This window comes from Spirochaetota bacterium (assembly GCA_026414805.1).
Taxonomy (GTDB): Bacteria; Spirochaetota; UBA4802; order UBA4802; family UB4802; genus UBA4802.
Genome location: JAOAIH010000029.1, coordinates 14,956 through 34,486 on the forward strand (window position 1 = coordinate 14,956; position 19,531 = coordinate 34,486).

Consider the following 19,531-nt stretch of genomic DNA (forward strand, 5'->3'; position numbering starts at 1 on the left):
AACAAATACAATACTACAACCATAAACTTTACCTTAAATTTTATTGATTTTTATTCATGGGTATTTTGCTTTGTATATCTGCTCATTGTTTTATAATTCAGCACCAAAACACCAATAAACTAACGAATATGTGAATTATGCATACAAATCGCCTTGATTACATTGATTATCTGAGAGCATGGGCAATGGTTGTCATGATAGAAGTCCATGTAGTTAATTGCTTCTTGCAGCCTTCATTAAAATCAGAATGGTGGTACCATATAATTAATTTTATCAACGGACTTGTTGCACCGATATTTATTTTCCTTTCAGGGTATTCATTCATACTGGCAAATTTCAATAAAAGGGCTGAACTGATTCAATTATCCTCATTTTTCTTCAAAAGGCTTGGAAGAATTGTTCTTATCATTCTTACAGGATATAGCCTCCATATACCATATTTTTCGCTCAAGAACATTTCCATCTATGCATCAGATGCAGAATTAAAAGCATTTTATAATGTAGATGTACTACAATGTATTGGTGTGGGGTTACTGGTGTTATTAATTCTACGTATGGCAATTAAAAATGACATTTTCTACCTCAAAACCATTACTATACTTGGTCTGCTGATTGTTTTTTTAACACCTTACGTATGGAAAACCGATTTTAGCAGATGGCTACCTCTGCCTTTGGCAAGTTATTATAATGAAATGCACGGCTCACTATTTCCTATTTTTCCCTGGCATGGTTTTTTATTGTTAGGTGCTTCGCTGGCTATAATAAACGCAAACAATACACACACTATCACAATAATGAATCACATGCAGGTAATTGCAGCAGTTGCTTTTAGCATTGCCGGTATCATCTTTATGCATTACCGCTCAAAAGATCCCTCATATAATGTAAAAGTATGCCCTATATTTTTTTTCACAAGATTGGCGATAGTTACCGTATTACTTAAATCCAGTGCAGTATATCTTGCCTCAAAAAATTCACTGCCAGAGATTTTCTGTGATTTTGGGAAAGAGTCATTGCTTGTCTACTGGCTACATCTGCAGATCCTGTATCGCCACTTTTTCAATGGAAGATCATGGGAAATGATTGTACATCAACAGTATGCTATAATTGAATGTATATATGCCTTTATTTTTCTGACAGCTTTTACATTCTCAATTGCTCTTCTTTGGAATAAGCTAAAGGGACACTTGCCTCAACTATCGCAAAAATTATTTTATTTAATGGTTGTGTGTGTTGTTGCAAAGTTTCTATTTTTTTAGTCAGTTGCATTCTTTTGATGCAGCACGTGCTAGATATTTAACTGCTGTGGAAGTATTCCCGGTAAAAAGATAACAGAGGCTTAAGGATATTAAGCCTTGTGGCGTTGGATTTTTCTTAATTTCTTGTTCTAGCTGCATTATTTTATTAGTAATTGTCCCCTTACTGTCGTTAAATACAGCAGACGGTACTGTTGCTATATATTCATCAAACTTCCTGAATTCATTTTTCTGTAATGAATGCATTATCAGGGTTTCATCAGTAATCTGCGCACATTTAAGAATTATATCTGATGTGATGTCCTTAAACTTAAATGAGTGATGAAACTTGTTATACAACTGCAAATAGTGCAGGGCATCCGTATACTTTTTCTGCTCATAGTATAGAAGTATAATTGCAGTTAATGCAACTTTATTTGAAGGATTCTTCTTTATGACTTCTTGGAAGCACACAAGCGCTGCTTTATAATTATTTAATTTGCTTAATGCTATCCCTTTTACCAGTAGCGCAATAAAAAAATCAGGATTATATTTGTTACACTTGTTAAGAATAATGATTGCTTTTTTATAGTGCCCCATTCTGAAATAAAGGCTACCAATATTAAATAATACAATGTAATCTTCTTTCAATTGCAATGCCTGCAAAAAGCAATCCAGAGCATTGTCAAATTTTGCCATGCGATAGTAGAGCGACCCTAAATTGATTAATGCAGCTCTGTAAGAATTATCTATCTGCAATATATGTGTGTACCGTTGTAATGCTTCTGTATAATTGCCCTGCTCTTCAAGCTGAAGTGCTTCCTTAAACTGTTCCTCTAAAGTCATTCTATTAAACCTTATTAATAAAAGAGTAATCCATTGGTAACTATCGGCATTTTACTTAAAGAGGGCAACTCTATTTCTCCCCATCTCTTTTGCCTTATACAATGCTTTATCACATCGTGATATAAAATCTTTAGTCGCTAAATCTCTGGTTGGCTCAAACTGTGCCACACCAATACTAATGGTGACATGCAGAGGGCCATTTTCACCTTTGAAATGATGTTGTTCTATTATTTTACGTAACCGCTGCGCCACTACACCTGCCTGTTCAAGCCTTGTCTGAGGTAATATCACTGCAAATTCTTCGCCACCATATCGGCAGGGGATATCCATCTTGCGGAGATCCTTCAAAAAAATTGCGGCAACCTCTTTTAACACACTATCCCCCTGTAAGTGACCATACATATCATTGAACCGCTTAAAGTGGTCAATATCACACATTAACAAAGAAAGAGGTGTGTTATATCGCTGACTTCGCTTCATTTCTTCAAGCAACCGTATTTCAAAATAGTGGTGAATGTAAAGCCGTGTCATTCGGTCAAGTGTTGACATTAAATAGAGGCGTGAATTTTCAACTGCTACAGCACCAAACCGCGCAACATAATGTAAAAACTCCTTTTCAGAGTTTGAAAATCCACCCCCGGTTATTTTTTTACCTAAGAGCAGTATCCCCATTAGTGAATTTTTTGATTTTAAAGGAACTACTATATAAGGATTTAAAAATTCAATTACCTTCAGATCGTCAGCCAAATCGGGCAATTCAAGCAGTGTTTCATACTCTATGGGATAAGGGTTATTTTCCAAAAATCCCACCAGCGGGCTTATTTCATGTAAAATCACATCTTGCCCAAAATCATCATCATATCCCTTGGCCATATGTATGTAAAAATCATTTACATCAATATCTTTTTGCAGTAAAAGAACCACCTGCTCCACAAACATCTGACCTATACAGCTGTATAAAAGGGACTCAACCAGGCTTTCAAACTGCAAATTTGATGATAAGCTTATGCCTAACTCTAAAAGATTCCTCAGATCATATATTTTTTTTTCTAACCCCTGTATATCTTCATGAGTTGGCTCTGTTTCATCAAAGTACATTAACCCATTATCATCCATACGATATCCCTGTAATAAAATATTTCTTGCGTTTTTATCAATACTATACTCAATGACGTTATTTGTATAGTACATCCATTCATAAACATGAATAAAAAGCTATACAAAAAATACAGTAAATCTTATACTATTTGAAAAAAATGTCAATAACTATATAATTGCTATCATATTTAAGTAAATACAGAACATTGCCATGTTACAAGTAAAGATTATAGTACAACCTGGTGCTAAAATACCCCATTATCAAACGCCACATTCATCAGGTGCTGACCTTTATGCTTTTCTGGATAAGCCTGTAGTCTTGCAGCCATTACAACGGGCTCTTATCCCTACCGGTATTTCAATAGAACTGCCCCCGGGCTTTGAAGCACAAATAAGGCCTCGCAGCGGGCTTGCCATCAATCATGGAATAACGCTTCTCAATACGCCAGGTACTATAGATGCTGATTATCGTGGAGAAATTAAACTCATTGTGATAAACTTAAGTGATAAACCGTTTACCATAGAAAATAACATGCGGATTGCCCAGATGGTAATTTCGCATACTATACAGGCAACATTTGAGCCGGTTTCAGAATTAACACAGACAATACGAAATGACGGAGGCTTTGGACATACAGGCTTATGAAAGAAAAAAAAATTAGAATCATTCCAATAGGTGGCCTTCATGCCATTGGGGGGAACATGATGGCCATTGAATATGATAATGAGATAATCATTATTGATTGCGGTATAACCTTCCCCAACGGTGAAACCCCTGGCATCGATTTCATGATACCTGACTTCAGTTTTATTCTTGAAAACAGACAAAAAGTAAAAGGTATCATCATTACCCATGGACATGAAGATCACATTGGCGCAATCCCATTTCTTTTGCAAAAAATTAACGTTCCCGTATATGCCACAAAGCTCACATTAGGACTTGTAGCAAGCAGGCTGGCTGAGCGGCCAGTACATACAACTACATTTGTTGAAATAGAGCCCCGTGATGTTATTCATGTTGGCTCATTTGTCATTGAATTTTTACGTGTTAACCATTCAATCATTGACGGCGTTGGACTTGCTATAAAGACTCCCATTGGCACCATTATTCATACTGGTGATTATAAAATTGATTATTCACCAGTAGATGGCAATGTTGCCGACCTTCATCGTTTTGCCGAATACGGACAGCAGGGGGTGCTACTTTTAATAAGCGACAGTACTAATGCAACTAATCCAGGGTACACTCCATCCGAAATCGTCCTTAAAAAAAAGCTATTAGAAATATTTGCAAAATCAAACGGGCGCATTTTTGTTGCAAGCTTTGCTTCCAACATACACAGGATTCAGCAAGTACTTGAAGCTTCGCAAAAATATAACCGAAAGGTTGTAATATCTGGCACCACCATGCAAAAGAATATTGAGATAGCTACTGAATTAGGATACCTGAAATATAAAAAGGACCTGATTATTGATGCAAAAGATATTGGGAAATATACTCATAAAAAGCTTGTGGTGCTGTGTACCGGCTCACAGGGTGAACCAATGTCTGCCCTTTCCCGTATGGCTACTGGTACACATAAGCATTTTAGAATAGGAGCCGGTGATACTGTTATTATTACCGCTTCGGTGATACCGGGAAATGAACGGATGGTATACAGCGTTATTAATTCGCTCATGCAGATGGGTGCAGATGTGTACTATGAACAGGATGAAGAGATTCATGTTTCAGGGCATGCATCGCAGGAAGAGCTTAAACTAATGATTACTCTGACACAGCCAAAATACTTTTTGCCAGTGCATGGCGAATACCGCCACCTTAAGGCCCATGCTACACTTGCAACATCACTCAATATTAAACCTCAAAACATTATTGTCGCGCGTAATGGCGATATTATAGAGCTTACACAAAACCGCTTTGAGAAAAAAGGGAATATCCCTCTTTCAACAGTGTATGTTGATGGCAACTATATAGGCGATATCACTGACGATATTATTGCTGAACGCAAAACTCTTGCATCTGATGGTGTCATTATCATAAGCATCGTCATTGGAGATGGACTATTGTTGTATCCCCCCGTAATAACTGCAAAAGGCTTCATAGGCATAAAAAATGATAAATTTATCCAGGTATTGCAAAAGGAGTTGTCTGTCACCATTGAAAAGCAATTGCTACAGAATGCTTCGCCTGAACATCTTTCTGTTGCAGTGAAAAAGCTTGCAAAAATGGTTGCTCACCGCTTTACCAACAATACGCCACTTATCGAGACCATCATTCAGGAGATATGATATGGCCTATATTATTGCTGTGTTTTGTATCCTGGGAATTATCCAGGGTGTGACTGAATTTTTGCCTGTGTCCTCATCTGGGCACCTTGCACTCTTGGAAGCTATACCTCAGGTGCACGCTACCTTTGGCACAATGGACACAGGAGCCAAGCTTTTTTTCAACGTTGCACTGCATCTGGCAAGTTTGGCGGCAATCATTATTTTTTACTATGATGACATCGTTAGGCTTATTGCCGGAGCTATCGCCGAAATTACAAAAAAAACTTTTGGCGTACACTGCCGCTTTGTATGTAATATTGTAATTGCATCCCTACCGGCTGCCCTAGTTGGTGTTTTTTTCAATGATTTCGTGGAAGCATCTATTGCAAGCCCCGAGATTGTTGCTGTGTTGCTTATTATTAACGGCATAATGCTTTTAGCTTCTAATAAATTGCCTAAAAAAAGCCGAAAATGTGAAGAGATGGGAATGCTGCAGGCATTGCTGGTGGGTATGTTTCAGGCAGTTGCAATTGTGCCTGGTATATCTCGTTCGGGAAGCACTATTGTAGGCGGGTTAATTGCTGGATTGGAACCTAAGGAAGCTGGGAAATTTTCTTTTTTAATGGCAATACCTGTAATCATGGGGGCTGGTCTTTTAGAATCACGGAAGCTTTTTGCAATTAATTTTTTTGATTTTGGGATTCCCGTTGTGATTGCTATGGTTGTCACATTTGTTGTAGCACTAGCATCACTGAAGCTTCTCATTTCGATGCTGAAATCACTTCACCTGCATTATTTTGGGTATTACACTATTGCAGCGGGGGTGGTTGCACTTATTATTTTGTTTGTACACTAACATTACAAAAGGATTACTGTTACACAACTATGTCCAACCGTATTACTGAAATACTGTGTGTGATACTGTGGGGCTTTGCTCTCATTGTATTTTTATCACTGATAACATTTCACATATCTGATTATGAAGCATTAGGAAATCTACCAGTGCAGAACATGCTGGGACCTTTGGGAGTACTGCTTGCTCAGTTGCTCAGAATATCATTTGGCATTGCATCCTATTTTACTGTTGCTATTCTGATACTGACAGGCTGGGGACTTGTTAAATATAAATCTATAGAGCCAGTACTGGAACACATATTTGCCATAACATTTTCCATGGTTACCGCTTCACTACTTATTACTATTATCTCCCCAGAAACAATTGCTCCTTTTGCAGGGGGCGTGGTGGGCATGGCTCTTTATCATGTTCTGATTAGCATTATGGGCATAACGGGCGCATGGATTGCAACTGTTGTGTTGTCCCTCATTTCATTGATACTGCTGGGGATTGTATCAATAAGCTATATCTTAGAAGGCAATAGATTTAACTCACTTGCAAAAGTTGCCACAATGCTGTATACAAAGCTAGTGCTGTTAAAAAATAAAGACTCCATCCCGCTTATTGACATAAAATCATTCAACGCAGAAAAAAAAATACCCTGGATTACAAAAACAAAAATTACTCTATACAACAAAACACAATTAAAAAAACCAAAGCTCATTGAATATGATAACGTATTACGCCATAAAAGCGATAGCTCCTATTATAACGAAGATGATTGTTTAAATGATCTGCAGATTATCACTACAAGCCCATTGCCTACTACAAGCGTTGCGGTGCAGAATTGTTGCCCATCAAACGTTGCTACCACTGATGTTGACATTCAAAAAGAAGCTGCACCACAATTTGCTAAAAGCAGTGCAGTGATTGAACTTCAGCCCATAGGCAATGAACCCTATGAACAGAAAACCACTACCGTTGACACAGAAATCCAGGACAAAAACGAAACTATAGAAGAAGAGTACGAATATAGCGAAGATACAGCAGAAAATGAAGAAGACATGGTTGCTCGTAATGTGTTTGAAGAGATTCCCATTAATCAAAAATACAGCATACCTGTAGACTTTCTCAAGCAACATACTGCAGTAGATGAAACAGGATATAAACAGGAGATAGCAAAGAATTCAGAGCTTTTAGTTAACACACTGCGTGATTTTGGCATTGAATCAAAAGTAATTAATGTTAACAGAGGCCCTGTTATTACACTATATGAATTACAGATAGCTCCAGGCATTAAAGTCAACCGTATTGTGAGCTTAGCTGATGATATTGCGATGTCACTTGCTGCATCACGCGTGCGTGTTGTTGCACCCATCCCAGGCAAAAAAGCCATTGGCGTCGAAATCCCCAACAAGGTCCGTGAGACAGTTACCCTTAAAGACATCATTTCATCATCTGAATATGCCCACCAGCAGGGACGCCTTAAAGTTGGTCTTGGCAAAGACATCATGGGCAAGCCTGTAATTATAGATTTAAAAAAACTCCCACACCTTCTTATTGCTGGCGCCACCGGTGCAGGTAAATCCGTATGTGTGCACTCTATCATTACTAGCCTAGTATACAACTATGATCCCAATTACGTGCGCTTTATTATGGTTGACCCAAAATTAGTTGAACTACAGATTTACAACGGCATTCCACACCTGCTTACCCCTGTAATCATTGAGCCATTTATGGTGCCAAAAGCATTGAAGTGGACAATGATGGAAATGGAGCGCCGCTACTATCTGCTTTCAGAATACAACACACGCGACATAGACCGTTACAACCAGATGGTTGAGCGCAACAAAACTGGCGAATATCTTCCTTACATTGTCATTATCATGGATGAGCTTGCCGATCTCATGATGGTTGCTGCAAAGGAGATAGAAGGCTATATCACACGCATTGCGCAAAAGGCACGGGCGGTTGGCATACACTTGGTGCTTGCCACACAAAGGCCTTCAGTGGATATTATCACTGGTATCATAAAAGCAAACTTCCCTGCACGCATTGCATTCCAGGTTGCACAGAAGACTGATTCGCGCACCATCATAGACCAGAATGGCGCAGAGAAGCTTTTAGGTAAGGGGGACATGCTGTATCAATCGCCCATGAGTTCTTTCCCCATTCGTATCCAGGGAGCATTCATTTCTGAAGATGAACTGTCGTCAATAGTTGCTTATTTAAAAAAGATTGCAAAACCCCATTACGTTGATATTGAGCAAAGCCTTGTTGAGTTTGACGAAGACGAGGAAGAGGGCGAAGATGAGCTCTTCATAGAAGCAGTCAAAATTGTTGAAACAACAAAAAAAGCGTCAGCATCATATTTACAACGAAGGCTTTCCATAGGCTACAACCGTGCTGCACGTATCATAGAACGCATGGAAGAGTTAGGGTATATTGGCCCGCAGCAGGGAAGCAAGCCTCGTGATGTATATATATAATAAAATTTTTTGCATGACTTTTTTCAAGCCTTCCACTACTATATCTTATTATATAAGGACTATTGAACTATTCCACATTATATGATTGCTATGTGGTAATCACAATAGAGGGCTAACGTCACTAATCTGTGTATGATTACTATAAATACATTATATACATTTTATTAAAGTATGGAACAAAATTTCTTTCAGTGAGGCGCTGTATGAAATATACTAAGTTGATTACCTTTATAGTTATTTGTATTGTAGCGATAGCTCTTACAGTCAGTGCACTACCAGGCAAAAAAGTGATAGGCGTTACTGCATTCACCAATCTATCAAAGGATGCAACATTTGACTGGCTATGTATTGGTATCGCTGATACCATATCGTATAAGCTGCGTAATGTACAGGAATATATACTCGTGGATAGGGTCAATGTTGATAAGATCATTGGCGAACTTCAGCTTTCGCAATCAGGGCTCATTGACGAAAACACGGTTGAAGCGGGTAAAGCGTTAGGTGCCAATATACTTGTTGTTGGCAATTTCCAAAAATTTGGCAACCAGATACGCATTACAGCAAAGATAGTTGATGTGAAATCGCATGCGGTAATCAACCAGGTACAGGTTACTGGCTCATTGAATGATATATTCAATCTTCAGGACTCACTAGCATTAGGAATAATAGAAAAGAATGAAACCGCAATAACTACCGAAACAAAAACAAAGATTGTACAGAATGATACTAATAATATAAGTGCGTATGAATACTTTGTGCGTGGTCAAAAGTTTTTGCTCTACCAGCTTGATTATACAAAAGCTATTGAGATGTATCAGAAAGCAATATCGATTGATCCCAATTACGCAATGGCCTACGCAGGCCTGGGCAAAGCATATTCATTGCGCTCATGGGAACTGAGAGAATACCATAACACAACTGACCCAACACTGATTGAAAAATCCTTCCAGAGCAGCAAAAAGGCGTTGTCACTTAATCCCAATTTAGATGAGGCCCATTTATCCCTTGCACGGTATTATCAGGAAGTAGACCAGAAAAAGGTACCCAACAAATGGACACTGTGCGAAGATGAAACGCGCAAAGCGCTTGAAATAAATCCCAACAATGGCGAGGCATACTTGCTGCTGAGCAAAATCTATGCGTATGATGTTCCAAAATCAGAGATGTATTTAAAACAGGCAATTGAAAAGAACAAGTTTTTAGTTGACGCACATAACAATTTAGGGATTATATATTTAGACCGTGGTGATCTGGATACTGCTTTCTCTTACATAAAAAATGCCATAGATATTGATGAAAATTACGTCATAGGCTATATGAATTTAGGTGTTATTTATGAAAAACGCGGCCAGTATGAAAAGGCTCTGGAAATGTACAAAATGGCTGTATCAAAATATCCTAACTATATACTTGGTTTGCGTAACCTTGGCATTGGGTATCGCAATTTAAACAGGCTTGATGAAGCGCTTGATACACTTTTTAAAGCATTAAAGTTAAAAAAGGATGATGCGCAAACATTGAGTGAGATAGGCTATGTATATCTGCTAAAAGCTGATTACACAAAAGCTATCGACTTTTTCAAGCAATCCCTGAAATACGACCCTTCATATCGTTACAGCCTGGCAAATTTAGGGTGGTGTCTTGTGCAGCAGGGTAAATATAATGACGCTATCCCCTATCTGGAAAAAGCACATAATGACAACAAAGACTATGCATGGTCAGCAGGATATCTGGGCTGGTTATACGAAAATAAATTACAGGACTATAACAAAGCATTATACTGGTATGGCGAAGCACTAAAGCGCGATCCCAATAATCAGGACTATCGCAATTCATATAACCGATTATCCGGTAACTATCGCTAAAACATATTTTAGTATTTGTCATCATGAAAGAAGCACTGTACTATACAACGCATGACGGGGACACAGTACAATGTGTGCTGTGCCCTCATAACTGTATTATCAAAGAAGGTAAAAGCGGTATATGCAATGCCCGCTACAATAAAGGTGGCACGCTGTATTCGTTAATATATGAAAAGCCCTGTGCCACCCATGTGGACCCCATTGAGAAAAAACCCTTATATCACTTTTTACCTGGCAGCCGGTCGTTTTCGCTTGGTACAGTAGGATGTAACCTCAAATGCATGCACTGCCAAAATTGGGAGCTTTCAACAAGCTCACCCAATGATGTGTTTTGCCACACACTCACATCAGATGATTGTGTGAAACTGGCAGTACAGTATGAATGCCAGTCAATATCCTACACCTATAATGAACCAAGTATAAATATAGAATACGTTATTGAAACTGCGCAAAAGGCTCAGGCCAAAGGCATTAAAAACGTCATGGTTACCAACGGATTTATTAACGAAGAGCCATTGCGCAACCTCTACCAGTACATAGATGCAGCAAACGTTGACCTGAAAGCATTTGATGATGAGTTTTACAAAAAGATATGCAAAGCTCGCCTTGAGCCAGTGCTTAAAACGTTAACCATTCTAAAAGAGATGAACGTATGGATTGAGGTCACCAACCTGGTAATCCCTACTCACAATGACGACGCACAGATGATACAAAAGCTTGTGGACTGGTTTGTAAAAAACCTTGGCCAGGATGTCCCACTGCACTTTACTGCATTTTACCCGGCATATAAAATGACAGATGTTTCCCCCACCCCATTGCGGATACTCAAACAAGCGTATGATATAGCATACAAAGCCGGGATCAAATATATTTATTTAGGCAATGTCCGCGAACGTTCAGTCACCCGTTGCCCGTCGTGTGGGCGCGACCTTATAGTCCGTAGCGGTTTTAATGTTATGCGCACTAACCTTCATGACGGGAGATGCATCTGTGGAACCACAATTCCAGGGGTATGGCGATAGTTACTGTTAATGGGATTCCACCTGGTAGAGCTCATCTTTGACGGGCAAAGCTTTCCTCAGATTTTTAATATATGGATATAGGTCACCTGCTTCGATATAATAATCACACTCATCCATTGTACGCCGTGCAACTGTAAAATATTTGTGCACTTTTTCTTCACCAGAGCGTTTCAACCACTGTTTCTTGTTACAGCGTACTCGTAACACAAAGGTCTTATTATCACCTTCATAATGCCTGAAAACAGTACAATGCAAACAATTGGCACAAAATACCTTGTTTTCTTCCATGTATAATCTCCTGATAGGTATAGTATCTGTATCTATTAATACTTTGTAACTGGTATGATTTACTTAATATAGCATAATTACAGAAAAAATCAAGTACTCTATGTGGTTTATGACATTTGTTGTGAAGCATTATTTTTGCAAGCATTTTTTAAAGACTTTATTCAATCTGCTGTTTTTATTTTGTTTTTGGTTTTATCTATCATTCACGATATCATCAATACTATCATATCATAAAGAGATAATTATTGAAAATTATTTGGTAACATCATCAGATCTTTTCCCATTTTTATAATGAAACCTTCTTTATCTTAAAATTTAATACTTTTTTAGAGCTATGTTTTTTTACATTGTATAGTTACTAAAATTTTGTCTTTGATTACTTTTTGTAGGTAAAGTGCAGGTTTTAAAAAAACAGAAAAAATATTATATAATAATATGTTGTAAATGCTCAATCATATATTTTTACAACACGTGCATCCTTTTTTGAATTTCTAATTATCATATGTTCCCACAATTATGTCTTAAAAAAATATTTGAACAAACATTGTACATCTCCACCGCACAAGACGCAAAGATGCATATTATTCCATAATCATGTTCACATCTTTTGCTATACAGTAAAAATTGATTATATTTTTCATATTTAGACATAAAACAGCTTGAAAATAGTATGGAAGGAATATTCCTTCCATTTGAAGATATTCATTATGTATATTGTGATAATCAGTGAATTGAATATGCACCAAACGAGGTTTCTATATCATGGAATGCTGCAAAGATCATTACATTACTCATGATACATTTGCTAACGCTTTAGGTATACGTGTTGTTAAAGTAACAAAGGATTACGCCCAGTGCACAATAGAGTTAAATGAAAAACATTATAATGGATTGGGGACGGTTCATGGGGCAGTAATTTTTGCCATTGCTGATATTACATTTGCAGTTGCATGCAATACCACAAAAACCTCTATTGGTGTTCATGCTGAAATTAAATATCTCAATAAACCACAAGGGAACACTGTAATAGCTGAAGCCACACTTATATCAGAATCAAAAAAGATTGGTCATTATTGTGTTTCAATTTACGATGATACAGGTATTCATATTGCCCAATTTAATTCAATTGCATATCGTATTGCAAATAAAAGTTAAATTAAAATTTGTTGAGGAGTAAAGACAACAATGGATAAAAAAAAAGTTATTGAAGAGGTTGCACTTGATATATTTATTAAAAAAGGGTATATTAAAACACCGGTAAGAGATATAATCGATAGCTCTGGATTTGGAACAAGTACCTTCTACCGGTATTTCAAAAATAAAGAGGATGTTTTACGGTCATTACTCAACGATTTTCTAAACCAGATACAATCACAAATCAACGAATACTACAAGCAAGAAAAAGACTTTAAGAAAAGATTTATTGAAACAAAAAAAATTGTAATTGATGTATTCGTAAAAAATAAAAAATTAGCTTTCCTTTATGTCAAATCAGTTGGATTAGGAAGCGAAATTGAAAAATGCATCAATGAATTTGAAAATACATTCATTGAATTATCAGCAAAAAACATTGCCTTTGGTATAAAAGGAGGCGTTTTTCGTGATGTAGAACCGCTACCGCTGGCATATTCAATCCTGGGTATAATTAAGTTTTCAATTTACCAATGGATAGTAGTTAAAAATATAAACAAAAAACAACTATACAACATCATATTGTCATTTCATACATCACTTGGACGTGGCTTATTTAATGAAAGTTAAAAATATAAAATATATAATATAAAAACCATAAAAAATGATTCAAGGAGATTGAACCATGCATGCATTACTATTAAATGGCAGCGCTCGTGGTCAAAAAGGGATAACGTTCAAACTGCTCAATGCGCTTTCAAAAGGCCTGATAAAAGCTGGTGTTGAGGTAGTTTTACTCAACATCGCCACATTGCACATTGCTCCCTGCCGTGCATGCTTACACTGCATGCATAAAAGTGCAGGTATATGTATACAAAACGATGATATGAAATTAATATACAACCAGCTGCAACAATCCAACCTTGTAGTATTTGGATCACCAGTATACCTTGACGGGATAACCGCACAGCTTAAAGCAGTTATTGACAGAACCGTCTGTTGCATGGAGCCTTTTTTGCGTACTGATACTGAAGGTTGTACCCGACATTCATTTTCATGGCAATTCCCTAAAAATATTATGGTAGTAAGTACATGCGGTTTCCCTGAATATGAAACATTTGCACCTTTAATTGGCTACTTCACAGCATTATCAAAAAACCTTGATTCGCACCTGGTAGCTACCATGTGCATACCTGGGTCAATAGCTATACAGATGAAACCAGAAACGCTTGATCATAAATTGGAACTTATTGAGTCAGCAGGCTATGAATTTGGGAAAAAAGGATATATTGAAAAAGAACATATTAATGCAATTAATCAGCCACTTTTTACCAAAGAGGAATATTTATCATTAGCTGAATTGTACCAACAGTGGTGCAGGAAGAGTTTGGGAAAATAAAACAAAATGGCATTGAATTATTTTTTTTATGGATTAAATTATTTTGTGAATAAAAAATTAATATTGAAATTGCTATTGCCATATAATAGATTTCTTCATTAAAAAATTATATATTAAACAATAAGTGTAATTGAATTACACATGCAGCAAGCAAAGGGAGAGGAGGACAAATATGACAAACATGCAATCAATTATAAACTATGGTAATACACCAATTACACATACAGATGCCCTGCTTGTAATAGACATGCAGTATGATTTTATCCCTGGTGGATTGCTCCCTGTTGTAGAAGGCGATACAATAGTAAATCCCATATCACATTTAATGGAACAATTCTTTGCAAAAGGCGCAACTGTTGTATGTACACAGGACTGGCATCCTAAAGGTCACCTCTCATTTGCCTCCAGTCACGGGAAACAACCGTTTGAACCAATCAGCCAACCAGGTATTGGTCCAGTGCTGTGGCCTGATCACTGTGTGGCTGGTACACATGGAGCAGCGCTTCACAATGATTTAGCAACACAGTTTTGTCATGCTATCATCCGAAAAGGCTATAACAAAGCTATTGACAGCTACTCAGCATTTCTGGAAAATGACAAAAAAACTGTTACAGGGCTTGCAGGCTATTTACAAAGCCGAGGGGTAGTGAGGATATTTGTGTGCGGGCTTGCATTTGATTACTGTGTGCATTTTAGTGCAGTGGATGGTGCTGCGGCAGGTTTTGAAGCAATCGTAGTTACCGATTGCACAAAGGCGGTAAACTCACCTGAAACAAGCGTTGATGATGCCATTGCTAACATGAACGCGCACGGTGTAAAATTCTGCACCTTGAATAATCTTTTATTCTAACGGCAACTCTACAGTAAATTCTGCATACTGCCCAGGTACTGAGTGTGCGTAAATTTTGCCATTGTGTAAATACACAATATTCCATGATACAAAAAGCCCAATGCCAGAGCCTCTGCGTGCAAGGAGTTCATCGGTCTCTATGCGGGAAAACCTTTTGAACAGTTTATGCTTCTGTTCTTCAGGGAATCCGGGGCCAGTATTGTATACAACTATCCTGCACACATCTTCACGCGTTACTGTGATTCGTATAATGCCATTATCAATATTGTACTTAATGGCATTGCTCAATAGGTTGTGCATCACAATTTTCATGGCATCAGGATCGCACTGAAGCTTCACATCTTCATAGTGCTTTTCTATTGTGATATGCTTTGCATCAGCTTGTGGTTGTACAATAGCCAGCGCAGGCTCTATAATATCGGTGGCGATAGTTACTGTGGATTTGCGTATTGGCATGGAACCGGTCTCAAGGCGAGCAAGGTTTAAATACTCATTTACTATCGCTAACAGATACTCAGCCTGAGCCATAATACGATCAATGGTGTTTTTACAGTGCTCAGGGATCTGGCCAAAATAACCCTGCTTTAGTGTGATCCCAAGCGTCATGATTGATGTAAGCGGGCTTTTTAGCTCATGGGTTACAAATGATAGCATTTCCATATAGGCATTAATTGCCGAAGAAAGTTGCTCAATACGGTAAGCTTTTTCAACAGCCTGGCTTAAGCGCTCTGCAATTGCTTGATGCAGTGCAATTTCCCGTGGACCATACACATTTTTTTTGCGCGAACTTCTGAAAAGAACTCCCACAATGCGCCCTTCTACATAGAGAGGACACGTCATGCTGGACATCACCCCCTCTTTTAAAAGGAGGTGCGTTGACTGGCTTGTTGGATTTTTTTTGTAATACTCCTCAAGGTCATTAATAATACGCGGTGTTTTATTAGTAAAAATTTGTTCTAGCGAGCTGCCTTTCAGATCAGCGGTATACCCTTTGTCAAGGTACAGAGGTTGGTAGGATGCAATCACATGGTACAATGTTAACCGTTTGCCATCATCAGAAAATGCGATGCCAATCCTGTCACATGGCATTATATGCTGTGTTTCTTTAAAAAAGAACTCTAAAATTTCAACTAGCGAGTTCCCCGCTGCTATCTTCTGATTGATTGCATCTAGAACCTTTAATTCATCGTCAGTTAAAAGAACCTTGTTATTTCCACCCTGTATATAGAAAACTGCATCACGTTCACTCATGCATTATACCTCAATGTATGTTGTTGAACATGTTTTATAGCAACCATACAATTATGCAAGGTTTTTATGTATCGCGTCATCCTAAACTCGATTCAGGATCTCAATTAATTAGATGGATTAATGATCAGGCCAGTAATGACATTAGTAATATTTTTTATAGGCAAGAAACAATCCATGGTAACTATCGCCAAAAAAATAATTGTGTATTATGCATGTGATGGAATTGGCGCATTATCCATGTAATGCTTTGCAATGATGAGCCGTTGTATTTCACTTGTGCCTTCGTAAATGGTGGTGACGCGCACATCACGATACAAGCGTTCAATTGGGTAGTCTTTTGTATAGCCATAGCCGCCTAATATCTGCATGGCATCATAACATGCTTTATTTGCTGCCTCTGTTGCAAAAAGCTTTGCCATGGATGCTTCTTTCATATACGGCATACCATGTTCCTTATTATATGCAGCTTGCAACAACAACAGGCGTGCTGCCTCAAGATGTGTATAGTTGTCGGCAATCATCCACTGAATTGCCTGATTATGTATGATGGGTCTGTCAAACTGTGTGCGTTCTTTTGCATACATTGTTGCATAATCCATTGCAGCAAGGCCAATACCAAGTGCCATTGAACCAATGCCAATGCGTCCCCCGCCTAACTCGCGCACTGCAATCCCAAACCCATCGTTGAGTACACCAAGCAAATTTTGTTTTGGCACCCTGCAATTATCCAGAATAATCTCATTGGTGGAAGAGCCAAGTTGCCCCATCTTGTGTTCGTCCTTGCCCACAGTAAATCCTTCAAAATGCGGTTCTACCAAAAATGCACTGATGCCTTTGCCTTTTGGTGCATGTTTATCGGTAACAGCCCATACTACAAACACTCCTGCATACTCAGCACTGGTAATAAACATTTTTTTGCCGTTTAGTATCCAGCAATCACCTGCGTCAGTTGCAGTTGTCTTCATTGCAGCAGGGTCAGAGCCTGCATCTGCCTCAGTTAAAGCAAAGCTACCTGCATAGAATGTTCCATTGCACAGTGGTGGAATATACCGCTTTTTCTGCTCTTCAGTACCAACTGACTGAATTACCTCTGCAACCATATTGGTGACTGAAGTTGTCACCGCTGTTGCAGCACACGCTTTCCCAAGTTCAGCCATCACTAGGCTGAAGGCAATGCTGCCTGCACCAGTGCCACCATACTGTGGATCAACTGCAATCCCATTAAAACCCAATGCTGCTAGTTTTTTTAAATTGGATTTCAATATCTCTCTGTTTTTTGTTGTATCTAGGGTAGATGCAACCGGCTCAAGCTCCTGCTTTGCAAATTTTGCGGCTGTTTGCTGAATTATGCGATGCTCCTGTGTTAAACTGAAGTTCATTGGCACACCTCATTTTATGTATACTGGTAGAATCCCCTACCCGTTTTACGTCCCAGCCATCCTGATTCAACATATCGGCGCAGTAGGGGGCACGGCCTGTACTTTGAATCCTTGAAACCCTCATACAGGGTTTCCATGATTGCAAGGCATGTATCAAGCCCAATGAGGTCAGCCAACTCAAGAGGCCCCATGGGGTGATTCATCCCTAATTTCATCACCGTGTCTATTGACTCACGCGTCCCCACACCTTCATACAGGCTGTAAATAGCTTCATTTATCATTGGCATAAGTATGCGGTTAGAAATAAATCCAGGATAATCATGGGCTTCAGCTGGTGTTTTTCCTAATTTGAGCGATAGTTCCCATGTTACATCAAATGTTTCCTGCGAAGTAGTTAGTGCCCGTATTATTTCCACAAGTTTCATGACAGGCACCGGATTCATGAAATGCATACCAATAATCTTGTCAGGACGTTTTGTAGCAGCAGCAATGCGGCCAATAGGAATTGACGATGTATTAGTTGCAAGTATTACCTGTGATTTGCATATACTATCAAGGTCTTTAAAAATTTTAAATTTTATTAATTAATACGTATCCTTGCTAGGATCAACTGATATTATATACCTTCGATAGCTGATGTAATAACGAACCTTTGTGGAAGTAATGTAAAGGGAATTGTATGTAACAGTGCACAATAATTATAAAAATTCTTGACATTTTTTATACATGCAGTACTTTGGTTGGTGGTATTACCACCAACCATTTGAGGTACTATGTTTTTAGAACCACTTAAAACTGATAGCCTTGTAGAAGCATTCGTGAAGCGCTTTGAGGAGTTGATTATATCGGGTAAGCTTACTATTGGGCAAAAAATCCCTTCCGAGCGAGAGCTTGCAAAAAAGCTTGGTGTTAGCCGCCCCGTTGTACATGAGGGGCTTATTATTCTGGAACAAAAAGGTCTTGTGTCCATTCGGCCACGCCACGGCGTAACTGTCAGTGATTATCGCACGCGAGGGTCGCTTGCTATTCTTCAATCTCTGATTACCTACGGCAGAGGGCAGCTTGAACCTCATATCCTTGAAAGCCTTCTTGCCACACGCAAACTCATTGAATTGGAAACTGTACGATTAGCTGCAGTAAATCGCACTAATGAACAACTTGATGAGTTTAATGCGATAGTTACTGAAGAACAATCGCTTGTACCATCACAGACGCATATCATCGTTGATGTTGATTTTAAATTTCACCATCTCATCGCGCTTGCAAGCGGCAATGTGGTCTATCCACTGCTTTTAAATTCATTTAAGCAAGTATACACTAATCTTACCTACCAGTTTTTCCTTGATCCTGATGTGGTTTCGTTTGTGTTTGCACACCACCAAAAGCTTGCAGGAGCTATCGCCAAAAAGGATAGCAAAAAAGCCGTAGCAATAATGACAGCATTGCTTGAACATGGAGAACTTCATCTTAAAAATTATATTACAAAGCAACACTCCAAGGAGGCACTATGAGCCAGACATCACCACAACAAAGATTAAAGCAGCCAAAAAATTTATCGCCACGTATTCAGTGGCT

At 38.4% G+C, this 19,531-nt stretch carries 17 protein-coding genes and 1 pseudogene; 12 read left to right on the forward strand and 6 right to left on the reverse strand.

All coding sequences use genetic code 11. The features are described from left to right. Positions 1 to 137 precede the first annotated feature (137 nt). Positions 138 to 1,259: a DUF1624 domain-containing protein gene (locus N3F66_07565; protein MCX8124010.1), complete on the forward strand. Its 1,122-nt coding sequence runs from the start codon at positions 138 to 140 to the stop codon at positions 1,257 to 1,259. Here N3F66_07565 and N3F66_07570 read toward each other — a convergent pair whose 3' ends face one another. After that, positions 1,260 to 2,081, reverse strand: a complete 822-nt coding sequence (locus N3F66_07570; GenBank protein ID MCX8124011.1) for a tetratricopeptide repeat protein — start codon at positions 2,079 to 2,081, stop codon at positions 1,260 to 1,262. It abuts the gene before it with no gap. A gap of 51 nt (positions 2,082 to 2,132) precedes the next feature. Next, positions 2,133 to 3,197 carry a sensor domain-containing diguanylate cyclase gene (locus N3F66_07575; protein ID MCX8124012.1) on the reverse strand — a complete coding sequence of 355 codons (1,065 nt, stop codon included), beginning with the start codon at positions 3,195 to 3,197 and terminating at the stop codon, positions 2,133 to 2,135. 193 nt (positions 3,198 to 3,390) lie between these two features. Between N3F66_07575 and dut the strand changes: the two genes are divergently transcribed. The 6 genes from dut (at position 3,391) to amrS (ending at position 11,658) form a co-directional block, all read left to right on the forward strand. Further along, positions 3,391 to 3,825: a dUTP diphosphatase gene (gene dut / locus N3F66_07580; protein ID MCX8124013.1), complete on the forward strand. Its 435-nt coding sequence runs from the start codon at positions 3,391 to 3,393 to the stop codon at positions 3,823 to 3,825. Further along, positions 3,822 to 5,468 carry a ribonuclease J gene (locus N3F66_07585; GenBank protein ID MCX8124014.1) on the forward strand — a complete coding sequence of 549 codons (1,647 nt, stop codon included), beginning with the start codon at positions 3,822 to 3,824 and terminating at the stop codon, positions 5,466 to 5,468. The genes dut and N3F66_07585 overlap by 4 nt, the downstream gene beginning before the upstream one ends. A gap of 1 nt (position 5,469) precedes the next feature. Beyond that, positions 5,470 to 6,303, forward strand: a complete 834-nt coding sequence (locus N3F66_07590; protein MCX8124015.1) for an undecaprenyl-diphosphate phosphatase — start codon at positions 5,470 to 5,472, stop codon at positions 6,301 to 6,303. A gap of 29 nt (positions 6,304 to 6,332) precedes the next feature. Continuing rightward, positions 6,333 to 8,771 (forward strand): DNA translocase FtsK, encoded by a 2,439-nt coding sequence (locus N3F66_07595; GenBank protein MCX8124016.1) that lies wholly within the window; start codon positions 6,333 to 6,335, stop codon positions 8,769 to 8,771. Positions 8,772 to 8,974: 203 nt separating this feature from the next. Further along, a complete protein-coding gene (locus tag N3F66_07600; GenBank protein MCX8124017.1) occupies positions 8,975 to 10,636 on the forward strand; it encodes a FlgO family outer membrane protein in 1,662 nt (553 codons plus the stop codon). Between the two features lie 23 nt (positions 10,637 to 10,659). Next, positions 10,660 to 11,658 (forward strand): AmmeMemoRadiSam system radical SAM enzyme, encoded by a 999-nt coding sequence (amrS, locus tag N3F66_07605; protein MCX8124018.1) that lies wholly within the window; start codon positions 10,660 to 10,662, stop codon positions 11,656 to 11,658. 6 nt (positions 11,659 to 11,664) lie between these two features. On the opposite strand, the gene N3F66_07610 is transcribed toward amrS, so the two are convergent. Continuing rightward, the gene (locus N3F66_07610; GenBank protein ID MCX8124019.1) at positions 11,665 to 11,946 is read right to left on the reverse strand and encodes a hypothetical protein; all 282 of its coding nucleotides are present in this window, start codon (positions 11,944 to 11,946) and stop codon (positions 11,665 to 11,667) included. Positions 11,947 to 12,708: 762 nt separating this feature from the next. On the opposite strand from N3F66_07610, the gene N3F66_07615 reads away from it, so the two are divergent. From N3F66_07615 to pncA, 4 genes are all read left to right on the forward strand, one after another. After that, the gene (locus N3F66_07615) at positions 12,709 to 13,101 is read left to right on the forward strand and encodes a PaaI family thioesterase (protein ID MCX8124020.1); all 393 of its coding nucleotides are present in this window, start codon (positions 12,709 to 12,711) and stop codon (positions 13,099 to 13,101) included. A 30-nt stretch (positions 13,102 to 13,131) separates the two neighbouring features. Further along, positions 13,132 to 13,707, forward strand: coding sequence for a TetR/AcrR family transcriptional regulator (locus N3F66_07620; GenBank protein MCX8124021.1), 576 nt, complete (start codon positions 13,132 to 13,134; stop codon positions 13,705 to 13,707). Positions 13,708 to 13,762: 55 nt separating this feature from the next. Next, positions 13,763 to 14,476, forward strand: a complete 714-nt coding sequence (locus N3F66_07625) for a flavodoxin family protein (protein MCX8124022.1) — start codon at positions 13,763 to 13,765, stop codon at positions 14,474 to 14,476. A gap of 172 nt (positions 14,477 to 14,648) precedes the next feature. Continuing rightward, positions 14,649 to 15,326, forward strand: a complete 678-nt coding sequence (pncA, locus tag N3F66_07630) for a bifunctional nicotinamidase/pyrazinamidase (GenBank protein ID MCX8124023.1) — start codon at positions 14,649 to 14,651, stop codon at positions 15,324 to 15,326. Here the strand turns inward: pncA and N3F66_07635 are convergent. The 3 genes and pseudogenes from N3F66_07635 to N3F66_07645 all read right to left on the reverse strand — a co-directional run bounded on the left by N3F66_07635 (position 15,318) and on the right by N3F66_07645 (position 18,537). Continuing rightward, positions 15,318 to 16,577 (reverse strand): GAF domain-containing sensor histidine kinase, encoded by a 1,260-nt coding sequence (locus N3F66_07635; GenBank protein ID MCX8124024.1) that lies wholly within the window; start codon positions 16,575 to 16,577, stop codon positions 15,318 to 15,320. The two genes, pncA and N3F66_07635, sit on opposite strands and share 9 nt — an antisense overlap. Before the next feature lie 206 nt (positions 16,578 to 16,783). Further along, positions 16,784 to 17,956, reverse strand: coding sequence for an acyl-CoA dehydrogenase family protein (locus N3F66_07640; protein ID MCX8124025.1), 1,173 nt, complete (start codon positions 17,954 to 17,956; stop codon positions 16,784 to 16,786). Between the two features lie 14 nt (positions 17,957 to 17,970). After that, positions 17,971 to 18,537: pseudogene (locus N3F66_07645) on the reverse strand (3-hydroxyacyl-CoA dehydrogenase family protein). 192 nt (positions 18,538 to 18,729) lie between these two features. Here N3F66_07645 and N3F66_07650 point away from each other — a divergent pair. Next, positions 18,730 to 19,467 carry a FadR family transcriptional regulator gene (locus N3F66_07650; protein ID MCX8124026.1) on the forward strand — a complete coding sequence of 246 codons (738 nt, stop codon included), beginning with the start codon at positions 18,730 to 18,732 and terminating at the stop codon, positions 19,465 to 19,467. Positions 19,468 to 19,531: the final 64 nt, after the last annotated feature.

Excerpts from the sequence above, each read along its gene's own strand:
- N3F66_07565 (MCX8124010.1), top strand. The coding sequence starts at position 138 with ATGCATACAAATCGCCTTGATTACATTGATTATCTGAGAGCATGGGCA.
- N3F66_07570 (MCX8124011.1), bottom strand. The coding sequence starts at position 2,081 with ATGACTTTAGAGGAACAGTTTAAGGAAGCACTTCAGCTTGAAGAGCAG.
- N3F66_07575 (MCX8124012.1), bottom strand. The coding sequence starts at position 3,197 with ATGGATGATAATGGGTTAATGTACTTTGATGAAACAGAGCCAACTCAT.
- dut (MCX8124013.1), top strand. The coding sequence starts at position 3,391 with ATGTTACAAGTAAAGATTATAGTACAACCTGGTGCTAAAATACCCCAT.
- N3F66_07585 (MCX8124014.1), top strand. The coding sequence starts at position 3,822 with ATGAAAGAAAAAAAAATTAGAATCATTCCAATAGGTGGCCTTCATGCC.
- N3F66_07590 (MCX8124015.1), top strand. The coding sequence starts at position 5,470 with ATGGCCTATATTATTGCTGTGTTTTGTATCCTGGGAATTATCCAGGGT.
- N3F66_07595 (MCX8124016.1), top strand. The coding sequence starts at position 6,333 with ATGTCCAACCGTATTACTGAAATACTGTGTGTGATACTGTGGGGCTTT.
- N3F66_07600 (MCX8124017.1), top strand. The coding sequence starts at position 8,975 with ATGAAATATACTAAGTTGATTACCTTTATAGTTATTTGTATTGTAGCG.
- amrS (MCX8124018.1), top strand. The coding sequence starts at position 10,660 with ATGAAAGAAGCACTGTACTATACAACGCATGACGGGGACACAGTACAA.
- N3F66_07610 (MCX8124019.1), bottom strand. The coding sequence starts at position 11,946 with ATGGAAGAAAACAAGGTATTTTGTGCCAATTGTTTGCATTGTACTGTT.
- N3F66_07615 (MCX8124020.1), top strand. The coding sequence starts at position 12,709 with ATGGAATGCTGCAAAGATCATTACATTACTCATGATACATTTGCTAAC.
- N3F66_07620 (MCX8124021.1), top strand. The coding sequence starts at position 13,132 with ATGGATAAAAAAAAAGTTATTGAAGAGGTTGCACTTGATATATTTATT.
- N3F66_07625 (MCX8124022.1), top strand. The coding sequence starts at position 13,763 with ATGCATGCATTACTATTAAATGGCAGCGCTCGTGGTCAAAAAGGGATA.
- pncA (MCX8124023.1), top strand. The coding sequence starts at position 14,649 with ATGACAAACATGCAATCAATTATAAACTATGGTAATACACCAATTACA.
- N3F66_07635 (MCX8124024.1), bottom strand. The coding sequence starts at position 16,577 with ATGAGTGAACGTGATGCAGTTTTCTATATACAGGGTGGAAATAACAAG.
- N3F66_07640 (MCX8124025.1), bottom strand. The coding sequence starts at position 17,956 with ATGAACTTCAGTTTAACACAGGAGCATCGCATAATTCAGCAAACAGCC.
- N3F66_07650 (MCX8124026.1), top strand. The coding sequence starts at position 18,730 with ATGTTTTTAGAACCACTTAAAACTGATAGCCTTGTAGAAGCATTCGTG.